This window comes from Nocardioides panacihumi, from assembly GCF_039530925.1.
Taxonomy (GTDB): Bacteria; Actinomycetota; Actinomycetes; order Propionibacteriales; family Nocardioidaceae; genus Nocardioides; species Nocardioides panacihumi.
Window position 1 is genome coordinate 461,183 of record NZ_BAAAPB010000001.1, and the last position, 25,604, is coordinate 486,786.

At 70.7% G+C, this 25,604-nt stretch carries 22 protein-coding genes and 1 tRNA gene; 7 read left to right on the top strand and 16 right to left on the bottom strand.

Annotation, left to right across the window (positions count from 1 at the left end; translation table 11 throughout):
* The first annotated feature begins 1 nt into the window (after position 1).
* A complete protein-coding gene (locus tag ABD205_RS02215; protein ID WP_344041957.1) occupies positions 2–211 on the top strand; it encodes a ferredoxin in 210 nt (69 codons plus the stop codon).
* A 5-nt stretch (positions 212–216) separates the two neighbouring features.
* A complete protein-coding gene (locus tag ABD205_RS02220) occupies positions 217–1,464 on the top strand; it encodes a cytochrome P450 (protein ID WP_344041959.1) in 1,248 nt (415 codons plus the stop codon).
* Here the strand turns inward: ABD205_RS02220 and ABD205_RS02225 are convergent.
* Positions 1,442–2,227, bottom strand: a complete 786-nt coding sequence (locus ABD205_RS02225) for an SDR family NAD(P)-dependent oxidoreductase (RefSeq protein WP_344041961.1) — start codon at positions 2,225–2,227, stop codon at positions 1,442–1,444. The genes ABD205_RS02220 and ABD205_RS02225 overlap by 23 nt on opposite strands.
* Positions 2,228–2,238: 11 nt before the next feature.
* Here ABD205_RS02225 and ABD205_RS02230 point away from each other — a divergent pair, with 11 nt between their 5' ends.
* Complete coding sequence (locus ABD205_RS02230) at positions 2,239–3,183, top strand: fumarylacetoacetate hydrolase family protein (RefSeq protein WP_344041963.1); 945 nt, start codon at positions 2,239–2,241, stop codon at positions 3,181–3,183.
* 10 nt (positions 3,184–3,193) lie between these two features.
* Here the strand turns inward: ABD205_RS02230 and ABD205_RS02235 are convergent, their stop codons facing one another.
* Genes ABD205_RS02235 through ABD205_RS02250 form a run of 4 tightly spaced genes read right to left on the bottom strand, consistent with a single transcriptional unit; the run spans position 3,194 to position 8,773 of the window.
* Complete coding sequence (locus ABD205_RS02235; RefSeq protein WP_344041965.1) at positions 3,194–3,592, bottom strand: Zn-ribbon domain-containing OB-fold protein; 399 nt, start codon at positions 3,590–3,592, stop codon at positions 3,194–3,196.
* Positions 3,589–4,740, bottom strand: coding sequence for a thiolase family protein (locus ABD205_RS02240; RefSeq protein WP_344041967.1), 1,152 nt, complete (start codon positions 4,738–4,740; stop codon positions 3,589–3,591). The genes ABD205_RS02235 and ABD205_RS02240 overlap by 4 nt, the downstream gene beginning before the upstream one ends.
* A complete protein-coding gene (locus ABD205_RS02245) occupies positions 4,740–7,304 on the bottom strand; it encodes a CaiB/BaiF CoA-transferase family protein (protein WP_344041969.1) in 2,565 nt (854 codons plus the stop codon). The genes ABD205_RS02240 and ABD205_RS02245 overlap by 1 nt, the downstream gene beginning before the upstream one ends.
* Entirely contained in the window at positions 7,301–8,773 is a 1,473-nt protein-coding gene (locus ABD205_RS02250; RefSeq protein ID WP_344041971.1) for a flavin-containing monooxygenase, read from the bottom strand. Before ABD205_RS02250 ends, ABD205_RS02245 begins: the two co-directional genes overlap by 4 nt.
* 144 nt (positions 8,774–8,917) lie before the next feature.
* Between ABD205_RS02250 and ABD205_RS02255 the strand changes: the two genes are divergently transcribed.
* Genes ABD205_RS02255 through ABD205_RS02265 form a run of 3 tightly spaced genes read left to right on the top strand, consistent with a single transcriptional unit; the run spans position 8,918 to position 13,410 of the window.
* A complete protein-coding gene (locus ABD205_RS02255; protein WP_344041973.1) occupies positions 8,918–10,576 on the top strand; it encodes a flavin-containing monooxygenase in 1,659 nt (552 codons plus the stop codon).
* Positions 10,576–11,757 (top strand): epoxide hydrolase family protein, encoded by a 1,182-nt coding sequence (locus tag ABD205_RS02260; protein ID WP_344041975.1) that lies wholly within the window; start codon positions 10,576–10,578, stop codon positions 11,755–11,757. The genes ABD205_RS02255 and ABD205_RS02260 overlap by 1 nt, the downstream gene beginning before the upstream one ends.
* A gap of 27 nt (positions 11,758–11,784) precedes the next feature.
* A complete protein-coding gene (locus ABD205_RS02265) occupies positions 11,785–13,410 on the top strand; it encodes a GMC family oxidoreductase (protein ID WP_344041977.1) in 1,626 nt (541 codons plus the stop codon).
* A 56-nt stretch (positions 13,411–13,466) separates the two neighbouring features.
* On the opposite strand, the gene ABD205_RS02270 is transcribed toward ABD205_RS02265, so the two are convergent.
* The 3 genes from ABD205_RS02270 to ABD205_RS02280 form a co-directional block, all read right to left on the bottom strand.
* Complete coding sequence (locus ABD205_RS02270; RefSeq protein WP_344041979.1) at positions 13,467–13,691, bottom strand: ferredoxin; 225 nt, start codon at positions 13,689–13,691, stop codon at positions 13,467–13,469.
* Between the two features lie 35 nt (positions 13,692–13,726).
* Positions 13,727–14,932 carry a cytochrome P450 gene (locus ABD205_RS02275; protein ID WP_344041981.1) on the bottom strand — a complete coding sequence of 402 codons (1,206 nt, stop codon included), beginning with the start codon at positions 14,930–14,932 and terminating at the stop codon, positions 13,727–13,729.
* 67 nt (positions 14,933–14,999) lie between these two features.
* Entirely contained in the window at positions 15,000–16,058 is a 1,059-nt protein-coding gene (locus ABD205_RS02280; RefSeq protein ID WP_344041983.1) for an aldo/keto reductase, read from the bottom strand.
* Positions 16,059–16,104: 46 nt separating this feature from the next.
* Here ABD205_RS02280 and ABD205_RS02285 point away from each other — a divergent pair, with 46 nt between their 5' ends.
* Positions 16,105–16,638: a nuclear transport factor 2 family protein gene (locus ABD205_RS02285; protein ID WP_344041985.1), complete on the top strand. Its 534-nt coding sequence runs from the start codon at positions 16,105–16,107 to the stop codon at positions 16,636–16,638.
* A 1-nt stretch (position 16,639) separates the two neighbouring features.
* Here the strand turns inward: ABD205_RS02285 and ABD205_RS02290 are convergent, their stop codons facing one another.
* From ABD205_RS02290 to ABD205_RS02325, 8 genes are all read right to left on the bottom strand, one after another.
* Positions 16,640–18,055 carry an aldehyde dehydrogenase family protein gene (locus ABD205_RS02290; protein WP_344041987.1) on the bottom strand — a complete coding sequence of 472 codons (1,416 nt, stop codon included), beginning with the start codon at positions 18,053–18,055 and terminating at the stop codon, positions 16,640–16,642.
* Between the two features lie 231 nt (positions 18,056–18,286).
* The gene (locus tag ABD205_RS02295) at positions 18,287–18,850 is read right to left on the bottom strand and encodes a GNAT family N-acetyltransferase (RefSeq protein ID WP_344041989.1); all 564 of its coding nucleotides are present in this window, start codon (positions 18,848–18,850) and stop codon (positions 18,287–18,289) included.
* A gap of 225 nt (positions 18,851–19,075) precedes the next feature.
* A tRNA-Ser gene (locus ABD205_RS02300) sits at positions 19,076–19,165 on the bottom strand.
* 43 nt (positions 19,166–19,208) lie between these two features.
* Positions 19,209–19,823, bottom strand: coding sequence for a LutC/YkgG family protein (locus tag ABD205_RS02305; RefSeq protein ID WP_344041991.1), 615 nt, complete (start codon positions 19,821–19,823; stop codon positions 19,209–19,211).
* Entirely contained in the window at positions 19,820–21,289 is a 1,470-nt protein-coding gene (locus ABD205_RS02310; protein ID WP_344041993.1) for a lactate utilization protein B, read from the bottom strand. The genes ABD205_RS02305 and ABD205_RS02310 overlap by 4 nt, the downstream gene beginning before the upstream one ends.
* Positions 21,286–22,026: a (Fe-S)-binding protein gene (locus ABD205_RS02315; RefSeq protein ID WP_344044442.1), complete on the bottom strand. Its 741-nt coding sequence runs from the start codon at positions 22,024–22,026 to the stop codon at positions 21,286–21,288. The genes ABD205_RS02310 and ABD205_RS02315 overlap by 4 nt, the downstream gene beginning before the upstream one ends.
* Before the next feature lie 5 nt (positions 22,027–22,031).
* The gene (locus ABD205_RS02320; protein WP_344041995.1) at positions 22,032–23,531 is read right to left on the bottom strand and encodes a rhamnulokinase; all 1,500 of its coding nucleotides are present in this window, start codon (positions 23,529–23,531) and stop codon (positions 22,032–22,034) included.
* A gap of 11 nt (positions 23,532–23,542) precedes the next feature.
* Positions 23,543–25,603 (bottom strand): bifunctional aldolase/short-chain dehydrogenase, encoded by a 2,061-nt coding sequence (locus ABD205_RS02325; protein WP_344041997.1) that lies wholly within the window; start codon positions 25,601–25,603, stop codon positions 23,543–23,545.
* Between the last annotated feature and the right edge of the window lies 1 nt (position 25,604).

Here is a 25,604-nt window from a genome sequence, read left to right on the forward strand (position 1 = left end):
GATGCGGATCGACATCGACAGGACCCTGTGCGAGGGGAACGCCGTCTGCGAAGCGCTGGCCCCCATGGTCTTCGACCTCGATGACTCCGACCAGGCCCGCGTGCTGCCGGAGGCGCTGCGGCCGGACGGGACCGTCAACGACGAGCACCGGATGCTCGTCGAGCGCGCGGCCGACGGCTGCCCCCGCCTCGCGATCACGGTCACGGGCTGAGCGCCGTGCCGGCCCGGGCCAGGACGCGGCTCACTGCGGAGGTCACCGACTTCTCGCACCACTCCGGCGCTTTCGCGGACCGTCCGATCGAGATGCTCGCCGAGCTCCGCGAGCGGGGCCCGGTCACGTGGTCGACCGCCCACGACGGGTTCTGGGTGGTCACCGACCACCGGGACGTCATCGACGGGCTGGCGGACTACGGGCGGTTCAGCTCCGGCTTCGGGCCGGCGATCCCGGCCAACCCCTTCGGCACCCGGCACATCCCGGTCGGCATCGACCCTCCGGCGCACACGACGTACCGCCGTGTCCTCAACGGCTGGTTCGGCAAGGCCGAGGTGAACCGTCGCGAGCCGGAGATCCGCGCACTCGTGGAGGAGATCGTGAAAGGGCTGCGCGAGCGCGGCTCCTGGGACTTCGTCACCGACCTGGCCGAGGTCTCCCCCGGCGCGGTCACACTCGGCATCCTCGGCTGGGACGCCTCTCGCCGGGTCGAGCTCCTCGACGTGATGGCGCGCGGCCTGCGCAACGCCGCGGCCACCGATCCCGGGACCGTCGCCCGCAACGAGGCCGGCGACCGTTGGATCCGCGAGCAGATCCTCGCCGAGGCGGCCGAACGCCGCGCGCACCCGCGCGAGGACCTGATGACGGTGCTGGCCACCGATCCCATCATCGACGGCGCGCCGATGAGCGACGAGGAGGTCAGCGACACCGTCGTCTTCCTCCTCCTCGCCGGGTTCCACACGACCAGCGGAGCCCTCACGGCGCTGCTGGTCCACCTGGCCCGCGATCCGCAGCTCCGCGCTCGGCTCGACGCGGACCGCCGCTTGGTCCCCGAGGCGATCGAGGAGATCGTCCGGATACACGCGCCGGTCACGGCGCTGGCCAGGCGGGTCACCGAGGACACCGAGCTCGGCGGGGTGGCGATGACACGCGGCGACTGGGCCCTGTTCGTCAACCTCGCCGCCAACCACGACCCGGCCGCGTTCCCCGACCCCCAGACCGTCGACCTCGACCGGAACCGCGCCAAGAGCGTCGCCTTCGGCTGGGGCGTCCACCGCTGCATGGGGCTGCACCTGGCGCGCCTGATCCTCCGCGTCGAGGTGGAGGCCGTGCTCGACCTGCTGCCCGACTTCGAGATCGACCTCGGGCGCACGGTCCGCTCACGCCACCTCGGGATCGGTTGGTTCTACGACGCCGTGCCAGCGCGCCTGCCCGTGTCGCCGTCGGTCGCTACTCCCGGCTCCCGGGCATGAGGGTCGTGCCGAGACCGCCGTCGACGGGCACCTCGACACCCGTCAGGTGAACGGCGCCCGGACCGGCCAGGAAGAGCACGACCTCGGCGACGTCCTCGGGCTCGCCGAGCCGGCGCAACGGCGTGGCGGCGGTACGCCGGGCGCGCCGCTCACGTGCGGCCGGGTCCTCGGGGTCGCCGAAGCTCGACCAGGTCATCGGCGTCGCGACCGGCCCCGGGGCGACGGCGTTGACCCGGACCCCGGCCGGACCCCACTCGAGGGCCAGCTGGCGTACCAGCATCGAGGCGGCTGCCTTCGAGACGCTGTAGGCGCCGGTCCGCGGGGTCGGGTGGTGAGCCGAGACCGACGTGGTCACGACGACCGAGCCTTGCGCGTCGACGAGCGCCGCGTACGCCGCGGCGGCGAGGAGCCACGTCGCGCGAACGTTGAGGTCGAAGACCAGCCGCCAGTCGTCGACCGTCAGGTCGAGCATCGTGCCGCGCCCGCTGGCGCCGGCGTTGCTCACCAGGGTGTCGAGACCGCCGGTCGCCTCCAGCACCGCCGCCACCGCCTCGGCCGGACCCTCGGCGGTCGACAGGTCCGCGACCACCGGCACCGCGCGCGTCGCGCGGCGGCCGACAGCATCCGCGACCTCGGCCAGGCCACGCGGGTCGCGGTCGACGAGGCCGATCGAGGCCGCACCTCGGTCGGCTGCGAGCAGTGCCACGGCCCGGCCGATCCCACTCGCCGCGCCGGTCACCAGGAGACGACGTCCACTCACCACGGGAGGCCCCGATGAGGATCGCGACCTACGACGACGGTGCCGGCCCCCGAGCCGGCGTGGTCACCGGGGAGGGTGTGCACGACGCGGCCGAGCTCCTGCGCTCCGGCCCGATGCGCGATGTCGCCGACCTGCTCGCCGCCCCGGGCGACGGCGTCGCCCGGCTGCGGAACGCCGACCCGGGCGCGGTACGGCCCGTGCCGCTGGCCGAGGTCCGGCTGCTGCCTCCGGTGCTGCGCCCACCGACCATCCGCGACCACATCGCCTTCGAGGAGCACGCCAGCCGGACGGGCACCCGGGAGCTGCCTGAGGTCTGGCACCGCCGACCGCTCTACTACTACAGCGGGACCGCGCGACTGCTCGGTCACGACGCCCAGGTGCCGATGCCCCTCACCGAACGACTGGACTACGAGCTCGAGCTCGCCGCGGTGGTCCGACGCGAGGGGTCGGACCTGGACGAGGATGAGGCGCTCGACGCGATCGTCGGCTTCACCATCTTCAACGACTGGAGCGCCCGCGACGTCCAGCAGGACGAGATGGCGTACGGCCTCGGGCCCTCCAAGGGCAAGGACTTCGCCTCGTCCCTCGGGCCGTGGCTCGTCACCACCGACGAGCTCGCCCCGCACCTCGTCGACGGGCGGCTCGATCTGACTTGCAGCGTGCGCGTCAACGGCGAGTCGTGGGCGACGTCCACGAGCCGCGCGATGCACCACTCGTGGCCGGCCATGGTCGAGCACGCGTCGTACGACGGCCGGCTGCTGCCCGGCGACGTCCTGGCCAGCGGCACGGTCGGTGGCTGCTCGATCGGGGAGGCACTGCGCAAGCAGACTGCCGGTGCGCGCTACCTGCGTCCCGGCGACGTCGTCGAGCTCGACGTCGAGGGCATCGGAGTGCTCGCCAACACCGTCGGCGACAGGCCGGCGGGGCGGCCGCTCACGAGCCTGGTGCCTCCGCGCTGACCCCATGGACTCAGGCGAGCGCGAAGACGGGGACGACGGGGTGCTCGCCGACGGCTTCGAAGCGCGCCCGCACCGCGGCGCCGACCGGCTCGGCCCCGTCGTGCAGGTCGACCAGCGTGCTGAGCAGACGCACCCCGCAGTCGAGCTCGACGAGTGCCACGTTGTACGGCACGCGGTCCTTGAGGTGGGCCGAGTAGGCCCGGTGGTAGACGACGTAGCTCCACACCGTGCCGGACGGCTCCACCTCGTCCCAGGTGAAGCCGCGGCCGAGGCACTCCGGGCACACGCCTGCGGCCGGCCAGCGCAGGAACCGGCAGTCCTCGCAGCGCTGGAAGACGAGGCGCCCCTGGGCGGCCTCGTCCCAGAACCGCGAGTCGTCCTGGGTCTCGGGAGTCTCGTAGCCGCTCACGCCACCTCCGTGGACAGGATCGTGCTGGCCGCCTTCATGAAGCCGAACGTGGAGCAGTACTGCGCCGTCGTGAGGCCGTCGATCTGACGTTCGCCCGCCTCGCCACGCAGCTGGCGGACGGCCTCGCACAGGTGCAGGAAGCCCCACATGTAGGCCTCGGAGAGTTGACCACCGTTGGTGTTCAGCGGCAGGCGGCCGCCGTACCCGACCTCGCCGGACCGGAACGCGTCCCCGACGCCGCCGGGCTTGGCGAAGCCGTAGTACTCGAGCATCTGGAGCACCCAGATGCTGGTCGGGTCCTGGATGTAGAGAGCGTCGATCGCCTCGCGCTCGATCCCGGCCGCCGGGTAGACGCGGTCGGCCACCTGCTCGATCCACGGTCGCATCCACTGGTCGGCGTTCTGCCGGTCGCGCAGTCCCGTCTGTTGGGCGATCCCCATCACGTGCACCGGCTTGTCGGTGAGCTCGGCGGCCTTCTCGGCGCTCGCCACGATCAGGCAGGCGGCGCCGTCGGAGATCATGCACAGGTCGGGCCGGCGCAGCGGCGTGACGAGGTACGGCGCCGCCAGGTAGTCCTCGACGGACATCGGCTCCCGGAAGATCGCCAGGGGGTTGTCGACGGCGTACCGGCGCTGGGAGACCGAGATCTCCGCCAGGTCCGCCTCGGTGGTGCCGTACAGCGCCTGGTGGCGACGGAACGCCATCGCCGCGGGCCCCGCGACGTTGAGGAAGCCGTAGACCGACGCCTCGTCCTGACGGCCCAGCGGGTGGCTGAACCTGTTGCCCGCGCTGCGCTGGTTGGTGCCGTAGACGATGGCGACCACGCTGGCCAGGCCGGCGTCGATCACCGCGCAGGCCAGGTGCAGCGAGAAGTTGCAGGTGCCGTAGTCGAGCGTGGCGCTGTACGCCGGGTTGAGGCCCGCCAGCCGCCCGATCTCGGTGTCGATCCCGAAGCCGCCGAAGGACTTGCAGGTGATCAGGCCGTCGATCTCGGACTTGTCGATCCCGGCGTCCGCGAGCGTGATGCGCAGACCCTCCACCGCGAGCTCGTCGGCGGAGATGCCGGGGATGGTGCCCTGCGCCGAGTTGCCGGCGGCGACGATCGCGCTTCGCCCCCGGATGGCGCCGCCGAGCTGCGCCGCGCCCATCAGATCGCGTCCTGCTCGGCCAGCTCGTCGACCTCGTCGCGCGAGAGTCCGAGCACCTCTTCGTAGACGTCGTAGTTGTGCTCGCCGTAAGTCGGGGCACCCCGGTCGACCTGGCCGCCCGCGTGCTGCGGGGTCTCGCTCATCCGCACCGACGGTGCCGCGACCGGCCAGCGGCCGAAGTTCGTCGCGTCGAGCTCGGTGAGCCAGTCCAGCGCGGCGAGCTGCGGGTCGGTCTCGACCCGGTCCTGGGCGGTCTGGGCGACGCCTGCCGCCACGCCGATCGCCTGGAGACGTTCCATCAGGTCGAACGGCTCGTGCTCGCGGGTCCACGACCTCAGCAGGCGGTCGAGGTCGGCCCGGTTCGCGTGCCGCGCCTCGGCGGTGCGGAACTCGTCGTGCTCGAGCCACTCCGCGTGGCCGGCCTCCTTCGCCAGCGCGACCCAGTCGTCGTCGCTCTGACAGCTGATCGCGATCCAGCGGTCCTCGCCGCGGGTGCGGTAGAGCCCCTCGGGCGCCGCAGTGGAGTACGGCGACCGGTTGCCTGCCCGCTCCCACACCCGGCCGTTGACCTGGAAGTCGAGGGTCGGGACGGTCGTCATGAAGATGCCGACCTCGCTCTGCGAGGCGTCGATCGACTGGCCCTCGCCCGTCACGTCGTGGTGGTAGACGGCGCTGAGGATCGCGAGGGCGAAGCTGTAGGCGCCGTACCAGTCGAGGTAGGAGTAGCCCCAGCCCGCCGGCGGGAACGGGTCAGCCAGACCGCTCATCTCCGAGGTGCCGGCGAACGCCTGGGCGACGGGGCCGATGGTGCGGAAGCGCCCGTAGATCCCCTTGGTCCCCATGCCGGACTGCTTGGCGTAGATGATGTCGGACTTGATGGCGCGCAGCTCGTCGTAGCCCAGCCCCCAGCTCTCCATCACGCCGGGCGAGAAGCCCTCGGCGACCACGGTGCTCTCGGCGACCATCCGCCGGGCGAGCTCGAGTCCCTTGGGGTGCTTGACGTTGAGCGAGATGCCGCGCTTGCCGGGGTTCTTGTTGTTGTACTGGGCCCCGACCGGGCCACCGAGGTCCGCCGGCCACTGCGACGGCACCGGCCCGGTCGCCCCCTCGCGCGCCTCCCGGCCACCCACGGGGTTGCCGCCACGCCGCGGGTCGAGGTTCTTGTGCCACTCGACCTTGATGACGTCGGCGCCCAGCGAGGCCAGGAAGCGGGTGGCGCCGGCCGAGGCGAGCATCCAGGTGAAGTCGAGGATCCGCACGCCCTGCAGGGCCCACGGCTTGCCGTGCACCGAGTGACGCTCGGGGACGAGGAGCGGCGAGCGCTGCAACGTCCGCGGGGTGATCGACAGTCGCAGGTCGCGCGCCTCGTCGAGCCTCGGCGCCGGCCGCTCGGCGGCCCACCCGGTCCCGCTGGCGATCCACTTGCTCGTCGGGTAGCGCAGCGAGCGTCCCAGGTCCGGGTGCTCGACGTCGCCGAAGGTGCCGCGCTCGAGCCAGTGCTCGTCGTACGCCGACTCGTGCGGCTTGCGGACCGGGACCCACATGAGGCCGGCCTCCTGGGCCTCGCGCCACGGGACGTCGTCGAACAGGTAGCGCCGGATGGTGTGCTCGACGGCATCCATGTTGCGCGCCGCGCCGCCCTCCATGCCCGGCAGCACGCGCGAGTCCTGCTTCTTCTCGTCACTGCCGTCGCTGATGTCGTCGCCGATCCCGTACTTCTCCAGGAACGGTCCGAGCAGCTTGGCGTTGCGGGTCGAGGCCAGGATCCAGCGGCCGTCCTTCGTGGCGAAGATCGAGCGGTGGATGGAGACGTCAGGAGCCGAGTGCCGGCAGGTCTGGCGGTGGAACGGGGTCCGCAGGCACACCCAGGACATCAGGTCGCCCTCGGTGTTCTTGGCCAGCGCCTCGTGGACCGCGCAGGACAGGTGCTGGCCGGCGCCGGAGCGGCGGCGGCTGATCAGCGCTGCGATGACCGTGAAGGCGAGCTGCTCCCCCGCCACGGCGAACGAGTGGTCGAGCTGTGCCGCGACCGGGGGCAGGTCGTAGCGGCCGGCCGGGTCGGGGTCGTAGCCGTTGTTCATCACCTGGCCGCCGAGGGCGAGGTGGACCAGGTCGGTGGCCTTCCAGTCCTTGCGGGGGCCCTGTTCGCCGAACGGCGTGATCCGGGCGACGACCAGCTCCGGATGGCGCTCGCGGAGGGACGCGCTGCCCAGGCCTCGCTCGTCGAGGTAGCCGACCGGCGTCGCGTCGAGCAGGACGTCGCAGGCGGCGGCGAGCTGCTCGAGCGCGGCGGCCCCGTCCTCGGTCTCGAGGTCCAGCACGACCGACCGCTTGCCCCGGTTGTAGGCCCAGAAGTGCAAGGACCGCTCGGGGTCCGGTACGTCATCGACGAAGGGCGCCATCCGGCGGCTCTCGGCACCCTCGGGCGGCTCGACCTTGATCACCTCGGCGCCGAGCCCGGCCAGGACGAGGCCGCAGTACTCGCCGATCCGGTCTCCGACCTCGACGACCCGCACCCCGGTCAGGGGACCTGGCTTCGAGCCCTCGTCCGGCCCGGCGCTCATCGGGCGACCTCCCCGGACAGGGTCCGGTCACCCCTGGCCTCGAAGCGTTCGAAGTCCGCCAGCGACGCGTCGGCGTACTGGTCGGCGTGCTCCTGGCGGGTGAACGGCCAGATGATGGCGGTGCCAGCCTGGTCGGTGTACCAGTTGTCGCACAGCGAGTAGGTGGTGCCGGGAAGCGCGGCCCGCACGGTGCCGCAGAAGGCGTCCGTGGCCTCCTCCGTCGGTGCCAAGGCGCGGCTCTCCCGCTGTGAGGTCGCCAGCAGCCGCATGAGGAAGCCGACCTCGTCTCGCAGGCAGGTGGGGATCGCCACGGAGTTGACCGGGGCGAAGGGGCCGTTGAGCAGGAAGAAGTTGGGCATGCCGGGCAGGCCGATGCCGCGATAGCTGTAGACGCCCTCGGCCCACAGCTTGTCGACGGTGAGGCCGTCCGGACCGACGACGTCCATCGGCCGCATGTAGGCGTGGGTGTCGAACCCGGTGGCGTAGACGATGACGTCGAGCTCGTGCAGCGTGCCGTCCGGGTCGACGATTCCGTTCGCCTCGACCCGCTGCACGCCGCCGAAGACCGGCTGCACGTTGGGGCGCTGGACGACCTGGTAGTAGTCGGGTGACTTGGGGATCCGCTTGCAGCCCGGCGGGTCCTTCGGCGTCAGCTTCGCCCGCAGGTCCGGGTCCGGGACAGCCTCGGCCAACTCGTCGTAGAAGCGCTGGGTCTGCACGTCGCGCTCGGGCCCGGGCACAAGCCGCCACGTCTCGGACCCCTCGGTCGCGATGCGGAGCTTCATGATCCGACGGTCCCAGTAGCCTGCGAGCGCCGGGATCCGCAGGAGCAGCCGCTCGACGACGGAGATCTTCTTGTTCTCCCGGATCTGGATCCACTGGGGCGTCCGGATGAAGTGCTTGACGTCGTGCCCGCGCTTGCCGAGCTCGCTCACGATCTGGATGCCGCTGGAGCCGGTGCCGACGACGCCGACCCGCTTGCCCGCGAGGTCGACGGTGTGGTCCCACTCCGAGGAGTGCCAGCTGTGTCCCGCGAAGGTGTCGGTCCCCGGGAACGTGGGGCGCTTGGGGACGTGGAGGAAGCCGGTCGCCGCGACGACGGCGTCGAAGGTCTCAGTGGTCCCATCGGAGAGGGTCAGTGTCCAGGAACCGTCCTCCCAGGCGGAGAGCAGCACCTCGGTGTTGAAGCGGACCTTCGCGAGGATGCCCTCCTCGCGGGCGAAGTCGGAGAGGTAGCGGCTGATCTCGGAGCCCGGGGCGTACCGCTTCGACCAGTAGTTCTTCCGCGCGAACGGGAACTCGTAGGAGCGGGTGATCACGTCCACGTGGAGGCCCGGGTAGGTGTTGTCGTACCAGGTGCCGCCGACGCCCGCGCGCTTCTCGAAGATCGTGTAGTCGATGCCGGCCTCCGCCAGGTGGTGGGCGAGGAACAGCCCCGACATCCCCGCACCGATGATGCCCACTCTCACTGGTCTGACCTCCAACATAGCGACGACTCGTTATCAACACGAATCTAACACAACTAGCGGTGCCTCTGGAACGGGTCTTACTGTGTTCCAAAGTTTGGCCCTATAGTGTTACAACCGAGTTGAGATTGAGATGTGGAGGAACCCATGACGGAGACCGCGACCAGGACCGACGCGGACACAACGGGAGCGCCAGTCGGTGACACCGGCGTCCGGAAGTACGACGTGATCATCGTCGGCGCCGGTCTCACGGGGATGTACCAGCTGATGCTCGTGCGCGAGCTCGGCCTGTCCGTGCGCGTGATCGAGGCCGGCTCCGGCGTGGGCGGCACCTGGTACTGGAACGCCTACCCCGGTGCTCGCCTGGACTCGGAGTCCTACTCCTACCAGTACTCCTTCGACACCGATCTCCTGGAGGAGTGGCGGTGGAAGGAGATGTACGCCGGCCAGCCCGAGCTGGAGGCCTACTACAACCGCTTCGCCGACAAGCACGACCTGCGTCGTGACATCGACTTCGAGACCCGGATCGAGAGCATGGTCTTCGACGAGGAGACCAACACGTGGACGCTCCACTCGACCGACGGCGACCTCTATCGGTCCCGCGTCGTGATCGCGGCGACCGGCATCCTCTCCGACCCGAACTTCCCCCGGATCCCGGGCCTGGAGAGCTTCGAGGGCGAGTGGTACCACACGTCGTTGTGGCCGAAGGACAAGCAGATCGACTTCGCCGGCAAGCGCGTCGCCGTCATCGGGACCGGTGCCACCGGCGTCCAGGTGATCCCGGAGGTGGCCAAGACCGCCGGACACCTCACGGTCTTCCAGCGGACGGCGAACTGGGCGGTGCCGCTGCGCAACCGTCCCCTGTCCGATGAGGACATGGACCGCATCCGCGCCGGCTACGCGGAGATGTTCCCCCACCTGCGCCAGACGTGGAGCGGCTTCCTGCACACGTGGGACCCGACCAAGTCCACCGACGTCCCGGTCGAGGTGCGCGACGCCCGCTATGAGGAGGCGTTCAACTCCCCCGGCTTCGTCAAGTGGATCGGCCTCTACAACGACCTCGCCTACGACGCCACGGCCAACCGGATCTACTGCGACTTCCTCGCCGACAAGGTCCGGGAGCGCGTCAACGACCCGGAGACCGCGGAGAAGCTCATCCCGAACGACCACTACTTCGGCACCAAGCGGGTCCCCTGCGAGACCAACTACTACGAGACCTACAACCGCGACAACGTCGACCTGGTCCTCCTCAAGGAGGACCCCATCGTCGAGTTCACGCCGAAGGGCATCCGCACCGAGAGCGGCGAGCTCGAGGTCGACATGATCATCCTCGCCACCGGGTTCGACGCCTTCACCGGCGCGCTGAACAAGATCGACATCCGGGGCCTGGACGGTGTGTCCATGCGGGACAAGTGGAAGGACGGCCCGCACACCTACCTGGGCATGCAGGTGTCCGGCTTCCCGAACCTGTTCATCGAGGGTGGCCCGCACGGCAAGGGCGGCCACGGCAACGGGCCACGCTGCTCGGAGCCCGTGGTCGAGTGGGTCACCAAGGTCGTCGGCGACATCTTCACCAACGACTGGAAGCGGGTCGAGGCCGACCCCGAGGCCGAGGCCGCATGGACCAAGAGCGTGACTGACACCGCAGCCGGAACGCTCCAGGCCTCGGCGAAGTCGATCTTCTTCGGCGACAACATCCCTGGCAAGCCCCGCGTCTACGTCGCCTACCTGGGCTCCCTCCCCGAGTTCGTGCAGAAGCTCGAGGACGCCCGGGACGACGACTACCGCGGCTTCATCGTCAGCTGATGAGGCCCGAGCGGTTCGTCGTCGACGTCCCGGAGGCCGAGCTGGCCGACCTCGAGCGGCGGTTGGCCGCGACCCGGTTCGCGGCCGACCCCGGCAACCAGGACGAGCGCTACGGCATCTCCACGGCGCGGCTGCGGGAGCTGGTCCAGTACTGGCGCAGTGGCTACGACTGGAGAGCCCAGGAGAAGCTCCTCAACGAGCTCCCCATGTTCCGGGTCGAGATCGACGGCGTCCCGATCCACTACGTCCACGTGCGCGGCAAGGGGCCCTCGCCCACGCCCCTCGTGCTCAGCCACGGCTTCCCGTGGACGTTCTGGGACTTCCACCGGATGATCGGGCCGCTGACGGACCCGGCGTCGTACGGCGGCGACCCTGCGGACGCGTTCGACGTCGTCATCCCCTCACTGCCGGGGTTCGCCTTCTCGTCGCCGCTGCCGCGGACCGGGATCAACTTCCTGACCGCCGCCGACCTCTGGGTGCGGCTGATGCAGGACGTGCTCGGCTACGACCGGTTCGCCGCGCACGGCGGGGACTGGGGCGCCCAGGTCACGGCCCAGCTCGGCCACAAGTACGCCGACCGAGTGATCGGCATCCACCTGACCAGCCTGATCTCCTTCCCGGCGGGCTGGAACTCCGACCGCCCGTGGGACCTGCTGCTGAAGGCGGCCGACGCGGCGTCCCCGGAGAACCGCGCCGCCGTCGTCGCCTGGGAGAAGCGCCGGGTGGGCCATCTGGTGCCACAGATCGTCCACCCGCAGACCCTCGCTCACGGCCTCAACGACTCCCCCGCGGGCCTGCTGGCCTGGCTGACCCAGCGTCGGCTCGCCTGGATGGACCCGGCACAGCTGCTCGACGAGGTGTTCCCTCCGGACTTCCTCATCACGACGACGATGCTCTACTGGGTCACCCAGACCTACCCCAGCGCCGCGCGGTTCTACTACGAGGCCGCCACCAACCCGTGGCAGCCGGCGCACGACCGGACCCCGGTCATCCAAGCCCCTGCCGGGCTGTCGATCTTCATCGACGACAACCCGCCCGGCGCGGGATTCGACTGGCTACCCGCGATCTACGCGCAGGTCGTCCACCGGGCCGAGCACAAGATCGGCGGCCACTTCGGCGCGATGGAGCGCCCTGTCGACGTCGTCAACGACATCCGCGACACCTTCCGCCCACTGCGCTGAGCGCCCCCCCGACCCGAAGGACACCTCATGGCCCGAACCCCGCAGACCTCGATCTTCGACTACGTCATCGTCGGCGCCGGAGCCGCCGGCTGCATCCTGGCCAACCGACTGAGCGAGGACCGGCGCAACAGCGTCCTGCTCATCGAGGCGGGCGGGCCGGACACCAGCCTGATGCACCTGGTCCCGAAGGGCTTCTACTTCACACTGACGAACCCGAAGTACGCGAAGACCTTCGCCACGGTCGCCTTCCCCGACGGGCACGTCGAGCAGCTGCCCCGCGGGCGGGTCATCGGCGGGTCGACGACCATCAACGGGATGGTGTGGAACCGCGGCTGGGCGCCGTACTACGACGGGTGGGAGGCCGCCGGGAACGCCGGCTGGAACTGGAAGCGCTTCCTCGACGCGTTCCGCAAGATCGAGCGGCACCAGCTCGGCGCCAGCGAGGTCCGCGGCGGCAGCGGCGCGGTCGACATCGAGATCGCCGGGCCGCGGGAGGAGGCGTGCGACGCGCTGATCGCCTCCTTCGAGCGCAACGGCGTCGGGTACGCCGAGGACATGAACGGCAGTGGGGTGGAGCGGGCGTCGTACGTCGCCTCGAACACGCGCAAGGGCACCCGCATGAGCGCGTCCCGGGCATACCTCCGATCGGCTCGTCGTCGCAAGAATCTCACGGTGGTCAGCCACACGGAGGCCGAGCGCCTGGTGCTGGACGGCACCCGGGTCACCGGCGTGCACTGCCGCCGGACCGGGGGAGGGACCGTCACGTACACGGCGCGGCGCGAGGTGCTCGTCTGCGGCGGCGCGTTCGACTCGCCGCTGCTCCTGGAGCGCTCCGGCATCGGGAACCCCGAGGTGCTCGAGAAGGCCGGCGTCCTCGTCCGGGTCCCCAGCCCCCGCGTCGGCCAGAACTTCAAGGAGCACCGCGGGATCCTGCTGCAGTTCCGGCTCTCCGGCGTCAAGGGCTACAACGCCGAGGCCTCCTCGACGCCCCGTTACCTGTGGACGGGGCTCAAGTACCTGCTGTCGCGCTCGGGCATGATCGCGCACGGCGGCTACGCGGTGAGCGCGATCTACAAGTCCGACCCGGCCTCGGAGCACCCCGACACCCAGTGCTTCTTCACCCCCATCTCGACGTCGGCCGTCAACCCGATGTCGGGCCGTATGGTCGTCGACAAGCACCCGGGCGCGAAGTACGTCGCACTGCCGATGTACCCGACCAGTCAGGGCTCGCTGCACATCACGGGCCCCGGCCTCGACGACGTACCGCGGCTCGAGCCGAACTTCCTGAGCACCGAGGAGGACCGCCAGATGCTCGTCAAAGCGCTGCGGAAGGCACGCGAGGTCGTGGCGACGGAGCCGTTCGCGAAGTACGTCGTCGAAGAGCTGCAGCCGGGCCCTCAGGTCGCCGAGGACGAGGAGATCATCGAGTACGGCATCAACCACGGGAACGCCGGCGCGCACGGCCTCGGCACCTGCGCGATGGGCCCGGACCCGGAAGACGTCGTCGACTCCTCGCTCCGGGTCCGGGGCACCGAGGGCCTGCGCGTCGTGGACGCTTCCGTCTTCCGCGATCAGCCGTCCGGCAACAACAACGCCCCGACCATGGCGCTGGCGTGGATCGCCGCCGACATCATCCTCGAGCAGCAGGTCTGACGGGGAACGAGAAGCCCCCGGCCGCATCGCGGGCCGGGGGCTTCCTTGTGGTCAGGTCAGCGGCGCACCAGGCTGATCGCACCCTCTGGGCAGGCCGCTGCGACGTCCTCGGCCGCAGCTTGTTCGCCGTCGCCGATCACGACGTCCTTCGCCTCGCCGTAGCCGACGTCGTCCGGGTCGAACCATTGCGAGGCGAGCGTGTAGCAACGGCCGTGCCCCGAGCAGAGGTCGGTGTCGATGTGGAACCGCAGGCCTTGCTTCTGATCGGTGGTCTCGGTCATCTGGGTCTTCCTTTCGTGGCCATCGGCCGGATGGGTCAGCGGGCGGCCGGCTCGATCTCGAGCGGCAGGTGCAGCAGCTGCTGCATGAAGCTCCCGTACCGGTACTCCTCGACGAAGTCGTCCGGCAGCCGGTAGTCAGCGATGCGCTCGTGCCAGACCTCCAGCGCGATCCGCATCTCGAGGCGTGCCACGTGTGAGCCGAGGCAGCGGTGCACGCCCAGCCCGAAGGCGGAGTGAGGGACGCCCGTGCGGGTCAGCTCGACGTCCGGCGCCAAGGCCCGATCGGCGCCGCTGCGCGCGATGAAGATCCGGTCGCCGGCCTTGACCGGGAAGCCGTTGAGCTCGCCGTCCTGCTTGGCGACCCTGCCCGCCGACCCACCGGTGTTGTAGTAGCGCATGAGCTCCTCGACCGCCCCCGGGATCCGGGACGGGTCGTCCACCAGGAACTCCCGGTCGTCCCGGTGCTTGGCGAGGTGCCACATGATGAAGCCGAGCTGACTCGACGTCGTCTCCTGCCCGGCGATGAAGGCGAGCTTGGCCATGCCGACCAGCAGGTCCTCGGGGATGGGCTCTCCGTCGACCTCCATCCCGATGAACGCGGTGGCCAGGTCGCCCGGTTGCGGGTGCGTACGCCGATCGTGCATCGCGCCGCGCACGATCGCGTCGATCTGCGACTCGATGTCGTTGCGCTCCTCCTGGGTCGGGAAGTCGAAGGTCGCGCGCTCAGCGAGGTGGAACATGCGGTCGACGTCGTCGGTGCCGATGCCGAGCCATTCGAGGAAGAACAGGGCAGGGAGCTTCGCGGCGTAGTCCTTCGCCCAGTCGCACGTGCCCTTCTCGAGGATGGCGTCGATGAGCTCGTGGCAGATCTCACCGATGCGCGGCTCCAGGTGCGCAATGGCCTTCGGGCCGAACAGAGGCGCGAGTGCCTTGCGGTACTTGGTGTGCACCGGTGGGTCCATCGTGATCGGCGGGACGTCGAGGATCACTTCCTGCTTCGTGTAGACGATCGAGCTCGGGAGGTTCGACCACGTTGAGGGGTCCTGGAGGACCGTCCGCACGGTGTCGTAGTCCGCTGCCACCAGGTAGCCCCGGTTCACCGGGCTGTAGAAGAGCCCGCCGACCTTGGTCGCCTCGTCCCACACGGCGAAGGGGTCGATGCCGAGTCGCTCGTCGCGCTCGAGGTCGAGCTTGTGAACCGGGAGCCCGTTGGCCTCGGCACGCTCCAACATCGACGTCATGTGCTGTCTCCATCCAACGCTTGAAATCAGTATGAACATGATTGTAGGTGAGTCCTAACACGATTGGCTACAGAGAGATGCGCTCCCCGAGCCCGGCGGAGCGGAAGGATCGCGCCATGGGACTGTCCAGGTAGGGATGCGGATATGCCTGCGGTACGGCGCTGGCCGCGTCGAGACCCGCCACCTGCTCGGCGGTCAAGGCGACCCCGGCGCTGGCCAGGTTGGTGCGCAGCTGGTCCGCCCGCGTCGCCCCGACGACCGGCACCACGTGTACCGGTCGGTGCCGTAGCCACGCGAGCGCCACCTGGGCGGGCGGTACGCCCAGCTCGCCGGCCACGCTCGCGAGCGCGGCCAGCACTGGACCCGCGCCCGGTCCGCCGAGCGGGTCGGCCCACGCCATCGCCGGCGAGGTCCAGGTCCGCGTGCCGAGACGGCCGGCGGTCGCCGACGAGTCGGCCCCGGCGTACTTGCCCGTGAGCAGCCCGTTCTTCAGCGGCGACCAGGCCAACACCGAGAGTCCGAGCTCGGTGCACAGGGGCAGGAACTCGGCCTCGGCGGTGCGGGCCAGCAGGCTGTACTCGATCTGCACACCGACGTACGCCGTCCAGCCGCGAAGCTCCGCCATGGTGACCGACCGTGCCACCACCCAGGCCGGGGTGTTGGACACAGCCACGTAGAGCACCTTCCCGGCCCGCACCAGGTCGTCCAGCCCGCGCATGACCTCCTCGACGGGGGTCAGGAGGTCCCAGGCGTGCACCACCAGTACGTCGAGCCGGTCGGTGCCCAGCCGGCGCAGGCTGCCCTCGACCGACTGCACCATGTTCTTCCGTTGGTTGCCGGCGGCGTTGGGATCGCGCCCGTTGGGCGCGGAGTTGGTGTACTTCGACGCGATCACAACCTCGTCTCGGTGGCCACCAACAAGCCCTCCGAGGATCCGCTCGCTCTCACCGCCGGCGTACTGGTTCGCGGTGTCGAGGTAGTTGCCCCCGGCATCGCGGTAGACGGCGTAGAGCTCCGCGGCGGTGGCGGCATCGACACCCCAGTCGGTCGTCGCGCCGAAGAGCATGGTGCCCAGCGCCAGGTCCGAGACACGGAGGCCGCTGCGGCCCAGCAGTCGGTAGTTCACTTCCGCAGCATTGCACAATAACTGCACCATTGTTAGCGTCGTGAGCATGACCTCTCCCGACCCGCGGCGCCTCCAGGAGCTGCTCGACCGACAGGACATCTGGGCCTGCTTGCTGCGCTACACGCGCGGCGTGGACCGGCTTGACGAGGAGTTGCTGCGCTCGGCGTACTGGCCGGGCGCGATCGACGACCACGGCGTGTTCCGCGGCCCGATCGAGGAGTTCGTGGCCTGGGCGTTCGCCGGGCACCGGGCCAACCACCAGGGCGAGCAGCACTACGTCACGAACCACGTCTGCGAGATCGACGACGACGTCGCGCACGCCGAGACGTACTTCGTCATGGTCGGACGCAACCGCACCGGGACGCCGGTCACGCTGCACGGCGGGCGCTACATCGACCAGCTCGAGCGCCGGGATGGCGAGTGGCGCATCGCCCACCGCGTGTCCATGGTCGAGTGGACCGGCGGGGTGACCACGCCCGACCTGCCCCCGGTCGACCGCAAGGAGAACGGGGTCGTCGCGCGCGATCGCAGCGACACCTCCTACGACCGTCCGCTGATGACGCCGGAGCGTCTGGGCTGAGTCACCGCGTCGAGACCACCGTGGTCTTCAGCTGCGTGTAGTGCAACAAGGACTCGAAACCTTTCTCCCGGCCGAGGCCGCTGGACTTGTAGCCGCCGAACGGCGTCTCGATGCCGGTGCGGCCGCCGTTGACGATGACCTGCCCGGCCTCCATCCGGGAGGCGACCCGGAGTGCACGCCCCGAGTCCCTGGTCCAGACGCTGGCCACCAAGCCGAAGTCGGAGTCGTTGGCCATCGCGACGGCCTCATCCTCCGTGCCGAACCGCGACACGGCGAGAACAGGGCCGAAGACCTCCTCTCGGAAGATCCGCATCTGCGGCGTCACGTCCGCGTAGACCGTCGCCTCGACATAGCGGCCGGCGGCCGTCTCTCCGCTTGCCGCGCGCCCTCCGACCACCAGCCGCGCTCCGTCCCGCGCGGCGACGTCGAAGTACTCCACCACCTTCTCGAACTGGCCCTCGGTGGTCATCGGCGCGAGACGCTCTCCCGGGACCCTCTCGCGCATCGCGGCGGCCACGCGGTCGAGGAGCTCGTCGTGGACCTCGTGCTGGACCAGCAGCCGGCTGAGGGCGGCACACTGCTGCCCCGCGCCCACGCAGATCGTGAGCGCGCTCTCGACGACGCGATCGAGGTCGGCGTCCGCGAAGACCACGTTGGCCGACTTGCCGCCGAGCTCAAGGATCGTCGGCACGAGACGGCGTGCCGCCCCCTCCGCCACGGCGCGACCGGTCGTCACGGACCCGGTGAAGGCCAGCAGGCGTACGTCGGGGTGGTCGACCAGTGCGGCACCGACCTCGGCCCCGGTGCCGAGCACGACGTTCACGACGCCGGGCGGGACACCGACCTCCTCGCAAAGCCTGGCGAGCATGAGCGTCGTGCTGGAGGTGAACTCCGAGGGCTTGACGACGACCGTGTTCCCGGCCGCGAGAGCCGCCGCCATGCCGCGGGCGGCCTGGGTGAGCGGGCCGTTCCACGGCGTGATCATGCCGACCACGCCGTACGGCTCCCGTGTGGTGAAAGCGTGGTCACCGGAGCCCAGGCCGATGGTCTCCCCGAAGAGGGCGCGCACCACGCCCCCGTAGTACTCGAAGTAGTCAGCAGCGACGCCGAGGCCGCCGCGCATCTCGGAGACGAGCTTGCCCGTCTCCTCGACCTCGACCTCGACGAACTCCTCGGCCCGCTCCCGCAGCGCGCTGCTGACCGCCAGCAGAAGCCGCCCGCGCTCGACGGGTGCGCGGTCGGCCCAGTCGGGGCCAGCACCTCGAGCGGCAGCGACCGCATCCGCGACGTGCGAGGCACCGCCGAGCGCGACGCTGGCCACAGACCGCCGGTCGACGGGGCCGTGGACCGTCATGGCCGGCTGCGTGCCACGAGGCACCGTCTTGCCGTCGATCCAGTGATCCAGGTCGCGTACCATGACCATTAGTTAATCATGTTTAGATCAACATTGGCTCCGCCGGTCTCGTCCGAAGCTCTCGGCGCGCCGGTGCGGCCCGGCCTGGCGGGGGGCCCAGCCAGCCTCACGGGTAACCGTCAGTTCGACACACTGGATGACCCTTGCAACGGTCAGGAGGCGTATCGAACTGACGGTTACCCCTGCGAACAGACGGTTACCCCGTCACCACAGAAGCCGAGTCTGCGTGCAGGTTCACGCAGAGCCGTCGGCCAAGGGGTGGATCATCTCGAGCTCGACTCCTTCGCTCAGCCGTGCGCGAACGCCGGTGTCGGCGTAGCCGCACTTGAGATACGCCTGTTGCGCGCGAACGTTCGCTTCGTGGACGTGGAGGCGTGCCTGGGTCACGCCGTTCTCCCGCAGCCATCCCTCGGCTTCGGAGAGCAGACGCTGGATGACTCCTCCTCCGCGCTGTTCGGGCGTCACGTACACAGCGACGATGTCTGCGCGCGGGACGTCACGGACTTCCCCCAGGAAGTCGGCCTCTCCGGGGGCGATGATCTTCGCGGTAGCACTGCCGATGAACATGTCTCGGTCATCGACGGCGACGAACTGTCCGACGTGGGTGCCGGTGGCTCCGGCTTCGGTGCGCGCACGCCAGGTGATGTCCGGCTGTTGCAGTGCGTTGTCGAGCCTTTCAAGGAAGGCGAGATGGGCGATGGGGTCTCGCAGCGCGTCGAGTCGCAGCTTCTTGGCACTGCGCCATTCGTCGGCACGTACGCGGCGAACGGCCCACGACGTCGCCTCCGCTGCTGTCATGGCGGAGATGGTCGCACAGCGGCGCGGCCTCTCCAGCGCGCCCCAACCCCGGGGGTAACCGTCTGTTCGACACACTGGATGACCCTTGCAACGGTCAGGAGGCGTATCGAACTGACGGTTACCCCTGCGAACAGACGGTTACCCCTGGTCGCCCAGCCGCGGGGCACCGGACCGGGCCGCAACGCGACGATGCCCCGCGACACGGTGGTGTCGCGGGGCATCGGCTGGCGGTGACGGAGGGATTTGAACCCTCGGTGGACTTGCGCCCACAAACGCTTTCGAGGCGTTCTCCTTAGGCCGCTCGGACACGTCACCGCCGGTGAGATTACCGGAGAGCGGCACGACCGACGAAATCGCCTCAGCCCTCGACCAGCACCACGTGCAGCGTGCGCGGGCCGTGCACACCCTCGACCCGGCTGAGCTCGATGTCGCTGGTCGCGGACGGGCCGCTGATCCAGGTGAGCGGCCGACCGCCGCGGACGGCGGGGCCCAGGAGCGCCACGGCGTCGGGCACGTCGAGGACGACCTGGTCGGCCCGGACGACGCACACGTGGACGTCGGGCACCAGGGTGATCGCACGGCGTCCCTGGCCGGGTCCGTGGTCGAGCACGATGGTGCCGGTCTCGGCGATGCCGACGGCGGCCTCGGTGACGACGGCGTCGATCTCGTCGAGCTCGTACGCCGTCAGGGTGCCGTCGTCGACGACCGCCCCGCCGACCTCGAAGCCGAGCCCGGCCGGCACGACGACCGACGCACCCGCGGGCAGGGCCGCGGCGACGGTGGAGGCCAGCTCGGCCGGCGTACACCTCACGACGGTGGCGCGGTAGTCCTCGACGCGCTCGACGAAGAGGCCGACAGTGCCGCGGGGGTCGTCGACAGGAGTACGCCGCGGCGCGACCGGGGCCTCCGGCACGTCCGTGACGTCGGCCAGCGCCGCACGGACGCTCGCCAGGATCTCCTCACGCGCGCTCATCGGCTCTCCCCCTCGTCGCGTCCGCCGTCGGTCCGCCTCCACCAGGCCCGGAACGACTCCTGGGGCGCGGCCGGCAGATCACGCGCCCCCGACCACGGTCCGAAGAGCCGCCCCACCCGGAGCCCCACGCCGCTGAAGCGCTCCCCGAACGCCAGCCGGCGCGAGGAGGACAGCGTGCGGGCGGCGCCCTTGAAGGCCACAGCTTCGGGCTTCGGGACCCCGCCACGGTGCGCGTCGACGACCTGCGCGCGCAGGTCGACGAGCACCGAGGGGATGTCGATCCGCACCGGGCACGCCTCGAAGCACGCGCCGCACAGCGAGGAGGCGTAGGGCAGCGAGTCGAGCTGCTCCCCCTCCGCACCGGGACGCCCCACGCCCTTGAGCAGCGGGTTGAGGATCGCCCCGATCGGGCCGGGGTAGACCGAGCCGTACGCGTGCCCCCCGGTCCGCTCGTAGACCGGGCAGACGTTGAGGCAGGCCGAGCAGCGGATGCAGCGCAGCGCCTGACGGCCGACCTTGTCCGCGAGCGCCCGGGTCCGGCCGTTGTCGAGGAGCACGACGTGCACCTCCTGCGGCCCATCACCAGGAGTGACGCCCGACCAGGTCGAGGTGTAGGGGTTCATCCGCTCCCCGGTCGAGGACCGCGGCAGCAGCCGCAGCAGCGGGTCGAGCTCGTCCCAGGTGGAGACGACCTTCTCGATGCCCACCACCGAGACCAGCACCTCGGGCAGCGTCAGGCACATCCGGCCGTTGCCCTCCGACTCCACCACGACGAGCGTGCCGGTCTCGGCGACGGCGAAGTTCGCGCCCGAGACGCCGACCTTCGCCCGCAGGAACTTCTCCCGCAGGTGCGCCCGCGCGGCCGCTGCGAGCACCGCCGGCTCGTCGGTCAGGTCCTCGGGGGCAGGCCGGCCGACCTCCTTCATCGCGCGCAGGAAGATCTCGCGGATCTCGGCGCGGTTGCGGTGGATCGCGGGCACGAGGATGTGCGAGGGCAGGTCGTCGCCGAGCTGCACGATGAGCTCGGCCAGGTCGGTCTCCCACGCCGCGATCCCCTCGGCGGCGAGCGCGCCGTTGAGGTCGATCTCCTGCGTCACCATCGACTTGACCTTGACGACCTCGTCCACGCCGTGGCGCTTGGCGATGTCGACGACGATGCGGTTGGCCTCGGCCGCGTCACGCGCCCAGTGCACCGTCGCGCCGTTCGCGGTCAGGGTCTCCTCCAGCCGGACCAGCTGGGCGTCCAGGGTCAGCAGTGCCGACTCCTTCACTCCGGCGCCGGCGAGCCGCAGCTCCTCCCAGCCGGAGGTGCCCTCGATCGACTCGTTGACCTCCTCGACCAGCCGCAGCCGCTTGGCGCGGATCGTGCCGGTCGCGTGCGCCAGGTTGTGCCGCAGCTGCGCGTCACCGAGCGCCTCACGCGCGGCGACTGGGAACTTGGGCATCCCGACGAAGGTGCCGCTCATGCGCCCGACCCCTCGGTCGAGGCGAGGATCTCCGCCAGGTGCACGGTCCGTACGCCGGCCCGCTGCCGCGTCATCAGGCCGCCGATGTGCGTCAGGCAGGAGTTGTCACCCGCCACCAGCACCTCGGCCCCGGTCGCGCACACGTGACGCACCTTGTCGGTGCCCATCGCGACCGAGGTGTCGGCGTTCTTGACCGCGAAGGTGCCGCCGAAGCCGCAGCACTGGTCGGCCTCGGGCAGGTCGAGCAGCGTCAGCCCGCGGACGTTCTCCAGCAGCCGCCGCGGCCGGTCGCCGACGCCGAGCATCCGCAGCGAGTGACACGTCGGGTGGTAGGTGACCGTGTGCGGGTAGTAGGCGCCCACGTCGGTCACGCCGAGCACGTCGACGAGGAACTCCGAGAGCTCGTAGACCTTCGGCGACACCGACGCGACCGCACGCTCCAGACCCGCGTCGCCCGAGCGGCGGGCCACGATCGAGTGCTGGTGGCGGGCCGAGCCGGCACACGACCCGGACGGGGTCACCACCGCGTCGTACCCCTCGAACGCGTCGACGAAGGTCCGCACCACCGGCACCGCCTCGTCCAGGTAGCCGGTGTTCACCATCGGCTGCGCGCAGCACGTCTGCGCCTCCGGGAACTCCACGTCCACGCCCAGCCGGCGCAGCAGCGTGACGACCGCCTGGCCGGTGCGCGGATACAAGGCGTCGTTGATGCACGTGACCATCAGCGCGACCCGCATACCGCTCATGCTCCCGCCTTCAGCGGCCCGACACGCCGAGCCGCGGCGTCCCAGTCGGCGCCGCCGCGCGGCTCGTAGCGCACCAGGTCGTGCGTACGCCGGACGAGCGCCCGCATCGCCGCCAGGTCCGGCAGGTCCGCGCCCAGGGTGCGCGCCTGCACGAGCGCGTTGCCCAGCGCGGCCGCCTCGGCCGGCCCGGCGAGCACCGGCAGCCCGCAGGCGTCGGCGGTGAGCTGGCACAGCAGCGCGTTCTGCGAGCCGCCGCCGACGACGTGCACGACATCGATCTCGCGTCCGGCCAGCTCGCAGGCCCGGCGTACGTTGCGCCGGTAGGCCAGGGCCAGGCTGTCGAGGATGGTCCGCACCACCTCGGCGGGGCTCTCGGGCACCGGCTCACCGGCGGCCCGGGCAAGCGCCCGCAGCCGCTCCGGCATCTGGTCGGCGGCGGTGGCGGGCGGGAGGAGCGAGGGGTCGTCGATGTCGACGACGGTGCGCAGGGGAGCCGCGTGGGCCGCGCCCGAGAGCAGCGTCGGGAGGTCGACGGTGAGCCCCTGGGCGGCCCAGGTGCGCACGGACTCCGACAGCACCCACAGGCCCATGACGTTCTTGAGGAAGCGGACGGTGCCGTCGACGCCGCCCTCGTTGGTGAAGTTCGCCAGCCGGGCGTCCTCGCTCAGCACCGGCCCGTCGAGCTCGAGGCCGACCAGCGACCAGGTGCCGGAGGAGACGTACGCGAACCGCTCGCCGTCGGCGGGCACGCCGACGACGGCCGAGGCGGTGTCGTGGGAGCCGACCGCGATGACCGGGACGCCGGGCTCGCCGACCGCCTGACCGATGGCCTGCGCGACGGCGGGCAGCAGCGGTGCGACCACCGACCCGGGGTCGCGCAGCGGCGGCAGGATCCCCCACGGGAGGGAGAGGCGCTTGGCCAGGTCGACCGACCACGTCCGCGACCGGACGTCGTAGAGGCCGGTGGTCGAGGCGTTGGTGCGCTCGGCCCCGATCTCCCCGGTCAGCCAGTAGGTCAGCAGGTCGGGCAGCAGGAGCAGCGTCTCGGCCGACTCCAGCGCGGCGGTCCCGGTCGCGGCGACGAGCTGGAACACGGTGTTGAAGGGCAGCTCCTGCAGGCCGGTGATGGCGTACATCTCGCCCGCGTCGACGAGGCCGGCCACCCGCTCCGGGACGCCCACGGTGCGGGCGTCCCGGTGCGAGTACGGATTGCCGAGCAGCTCACCGTCGCGGTCGAGGAGGCCGTAGTCGACCGCCCACGAGTCGATCCCGATGCCGTCGAGGGACCCGCCGAGCGCCACCTTGCGCAGGCCCGCGAGCGTCTCGCGGTGGATGCCGACGACGTCCCAGAACAGCGAGCCGCGCACCGGCACCCCGCCGTTCGCGAAGCGGTGCACCTCCTCCAGCCGGAGCAGGTCCGGACCGACCTCCGCGGCCATCACGCGGCCGCTCGTCGCACCGAGGTCGACCGCGGCGACCCGGAGTTGGTCGGTCATCGCAGGCTCCGTCACCGAAGGAAGGCCGCCGCGACGCCCGCGTCAACCGGGATGTGCAGTCCGGTGGTGTGGCTGAGGTCGGACGTGCACAGCACGAAGACGGCGTTGGCGATGTTCTCCGGCAGCACCTCGCGCTTGAGGATGGTGCGCTGGGCGTAGAACTTGCCGAGGTCCTTCTCCTCCACGCCGTAGACCGCGGCGCGGTTGGCGCCCCAGCCGGAGGCGAAGATGCCCGAGCCCTGGACGACGCCGTCCGGGTTCACGCCGTTGACCTTGATGCCGTGCTCGCCGAGCTCGGCCGCGAGCAGCCGCACCTGGTGGGCCTGGTCGGCCTTCGCGGCGCCGTACGCGACGTTGTTGGGGCCGGCGAAGATCGAGTTCTTGGACGAGATGTAGACGATGTCGCCGCCCAGCTCCTGCTCGATCATCACCTTCGCGGTCGCCTTCGAGACCAGGAACGAGCCCTTGGCCATCACGTCGTGCTGCAGGTCCCAGTCCTTCTCTGTGGTCTCGAGCAGCGAGCGCGAGAGCGAGAGGCCGGCGTTGTTGACGATCAGGTCGACGCCGCCGAAGGCGAGCACGGCCGCGTCAACGGCCGCCTGGACCGCGTCCGCGTTCGACACGTCGACCTGGACCCCGACGGCGACGTCGGTGGACCCGAGCTCGGCGGCTGCCTCGATCGCCTTCTCCAGCGACAGGTCGGCGATGACCACGCAGGCGCCCTCGGCCGCCAGCTTCTGGGCGGTCGCCTTGCCGATGCCGGAAGCGGCGCCGGTGACGAGCGCGACGCGGGTGGCGAGCGGCTTGGGCTTCGGCATCCGCTGGAGCTTGGCCTCCTCGAGAGCCCAGTACTCGATGCGGAACTTCTCCGACTCGTCGATCGGGGCGTACGTCGACAGGCCCTCCGCGCCACGCATGACGTTGATGGCGTTGACGTAGAACTCGCCGGCGACCCGCGCGGTCTGCTTGTCCTTGCCGAAGCTGAACATGCCGACGCCCGGCACCAGCACGATCAGCGGGTCCTTGCCGCGGATGGCCGGGCTCTCCGGGGTCGCGTGCCGGTCGTAGTAGGCCTGGTAGTCCTCGCGGTAGGTCACCGCGAGCTCCTTGAGGCGCGCGATGGAGTCCTCGACCGACGCGCCCGCCGGCAGGTCGAGCACGAGCGGCTTGACCTTGGTGCGCAGGAAGTGGTCCGGGCAGGACGTGCCGAGCTCCGCCAGCCGCGGGTGCTCGGCGCTGGCCAGGAAGTCGAGCACGGCGTCGGAGTCGGTGAAGTGGCCGACCATGGGTCGATCGGCCGAGGCGATGCCGCGGATCGTCGGAGCGAGCGCGGCCGCCTTCGCACGCCGCTCGGCGTCGGGCAGCGCGGCGTACCCCTCCAGCGCGGGGCCGAAGGGCTCCGCCTTGCTGTGCTCGGCGATGTACGCCGCCGCGGTGTCGATGATCCACAGCGAGCTCTTCTCTGCCTCCTCGCTGGTCTCGCCCCAGGCGGTGATGCCATGGCCGCCGAGGATGCAGCCGACGGCCTGCGGGTTCTGCCGCTTGATCTCGGCGATGTCGAGGCCGAGCTGGAAGCCGGGCCGACGCCACGGGACCCAGACGACCTGGTCGCCGAAGATCTGCTTCGTCAGCGCCTCGCCGTCGGCGGCGGTCGCGATCGCGATGCCGGAGTCGGGGTGCAGGTGGTCGACGTGGGCGGCGTCGACGAGGCCGTGCATCGCGGTGTCGATGGAGGGAGCGGCGCCGCCCTTGCCGTGCAGGCAGTAGTCGAACGCCGCGACCATCTCGTCCTCACGCTCGACGCCCGGGTAGACGTCGACCAGCGCGCGCATCCGGTCGAGCCGGAGGACGGCCAGGCCGGACTCCGTGAGCGTGCCGAGGTCACCGCCCGATCCCTTGACCCAGACCAGCTCCACGGGCTCCCCGGTGACCGGGTCCGTCTCGGTGCCCTTGGCCGAGGTGTTGCCACCGGCGTAGTTGGTGTTCTTCGGGTCGGCGCCCAGCCGGTTCGAGCGGGCGATCAGCTCCTGCGCCGCATTCTGGGCCGAAGTCCGGGGGGTGGAGGTGCTCACG

What these genes read in the sequence shown, in the direction of transcription:
- ABD205_RS02215 (WP_344041957.1), top strand. Translation starts at nt 2, where the DNA reads ATGCGGATCGACATCGACAGGACCCTGTGCGAGGGGAACGCCGTCTGC.
- ABD205_RS02230 (WP_344041963.1), top strand. Translation starts at nt 2,239, where the DNA reads ATGAGGATCGCGACCTACGACGACGGTGCCGGCCCCCGAGCCGGCGTG.
- ABD205_RS02240 (WP_344041967.1), bottom strand. Translation starts at nt 4,740, where the DNA reads ATGGGCGCGGCGCAGCTCGGCGGCGCCATCCGGGGGCGAAGCGCGATC.
- ABD205_RS02245 (WP_344041969.1), bottom strand. Translation starts at nt 7,304, where the DNA reads ATGAGCGCCGGGCCGGACGAGGGCTCGAAGCCAGGTCCCCTGACCGGG.
- ABD205_RS02255 (WP_344041973.1), top strand. Translation starts at nt 8,918, where the DNA reads ATGACGGAGACCGCGACCAGGACCGACGCGGACACAACGGGAGCGCCA.
- ABD205_RS02260 (WP_344041975.1), top strand. Translation starts at nt 10,576, where the DNA reads ATGAGGCCCGAGCGGTTCGTCGTCGACGTCCCGGAGGCCGAGCTGGCC.
- ABD205_RS02265 (WP_344041977.1), top strand. Translation starts at nt 11,785, where the DNA reads ATGGCCCGAACCCCGCAGACCTCGATCTTCGACTACGTCATCGTCGGC.
- ABD205_RS02270 (WP_344041979.1), bottom strand. Translation starts at nt 13,691, where the DNA reads ATGACCGAGACCACCGATCAGAAGCAAGGCCTGCGGTTCCACATCGAC.
- ABD205_RS02275 (WP_344041981.1), bottom strand. Translation starts at nt 14,932, where the DNA reads ATGACGTCGATGTTGGAGCGTGCCGAGGCCAACGGGCTCCCGGTTCAC.
- ABD205_RS02285 (WP_344041985.1), top strand. Translation starts at nt 16,105, where the DNA reads ATGACCTCTCCCGACCCGCGGCGCCTCCAGGAGCTGCTCGACCGACAG.
- ABD205_RS02290 (WP_344041987.1), bottom strand. Translation starts at nt 18,055, where the DNA reads ATGGTACGCGACCTGGATCACTGGATCGACGGCAAGACGGTGCCTCGT.
- ABD205_RS02295 (WP_344041989.1), bottom strand. Translation starts at nt 18,850, where the DNA reads ATGACAGCAGCGGAGGCGACGTCGTGGGCCGTTCGCCGCGTACGTGCC.
- ABD205_RS02305 (WP_344041991.1), bottom strand. Translation starts at nt 19,823, where the DNA reads ATGAGCGCGCGTGAGGAGATCCTGGCGAGCGTCCGTGCGGCGCTGGCC.
- ABD205_RS02310 (WP_344041993.1), bottom strand. Translation starts at nt 21,289, where the DNA reads ATGAGCGGCACCTTCGTCGGGATGCCCAAGTTCCCAGTCGCCGCGCGT.
- ABD205_RS02315 (WP_344044442.1), bottom strand. Translation starts at nt 22,026, where the DNA reads ATGCGGGTCGCGCTGATGGTCACGTGCATCAACGACGCCTTGTATCCG.
- ABD205_RS02320 (WP_344041995.1), bottom strand. Translation starts at nt 23,531, where the DNA reads ATGACCGACCAACTCCGGGTCGCCGCGGTCGACCTCGGTGCGACGAGC.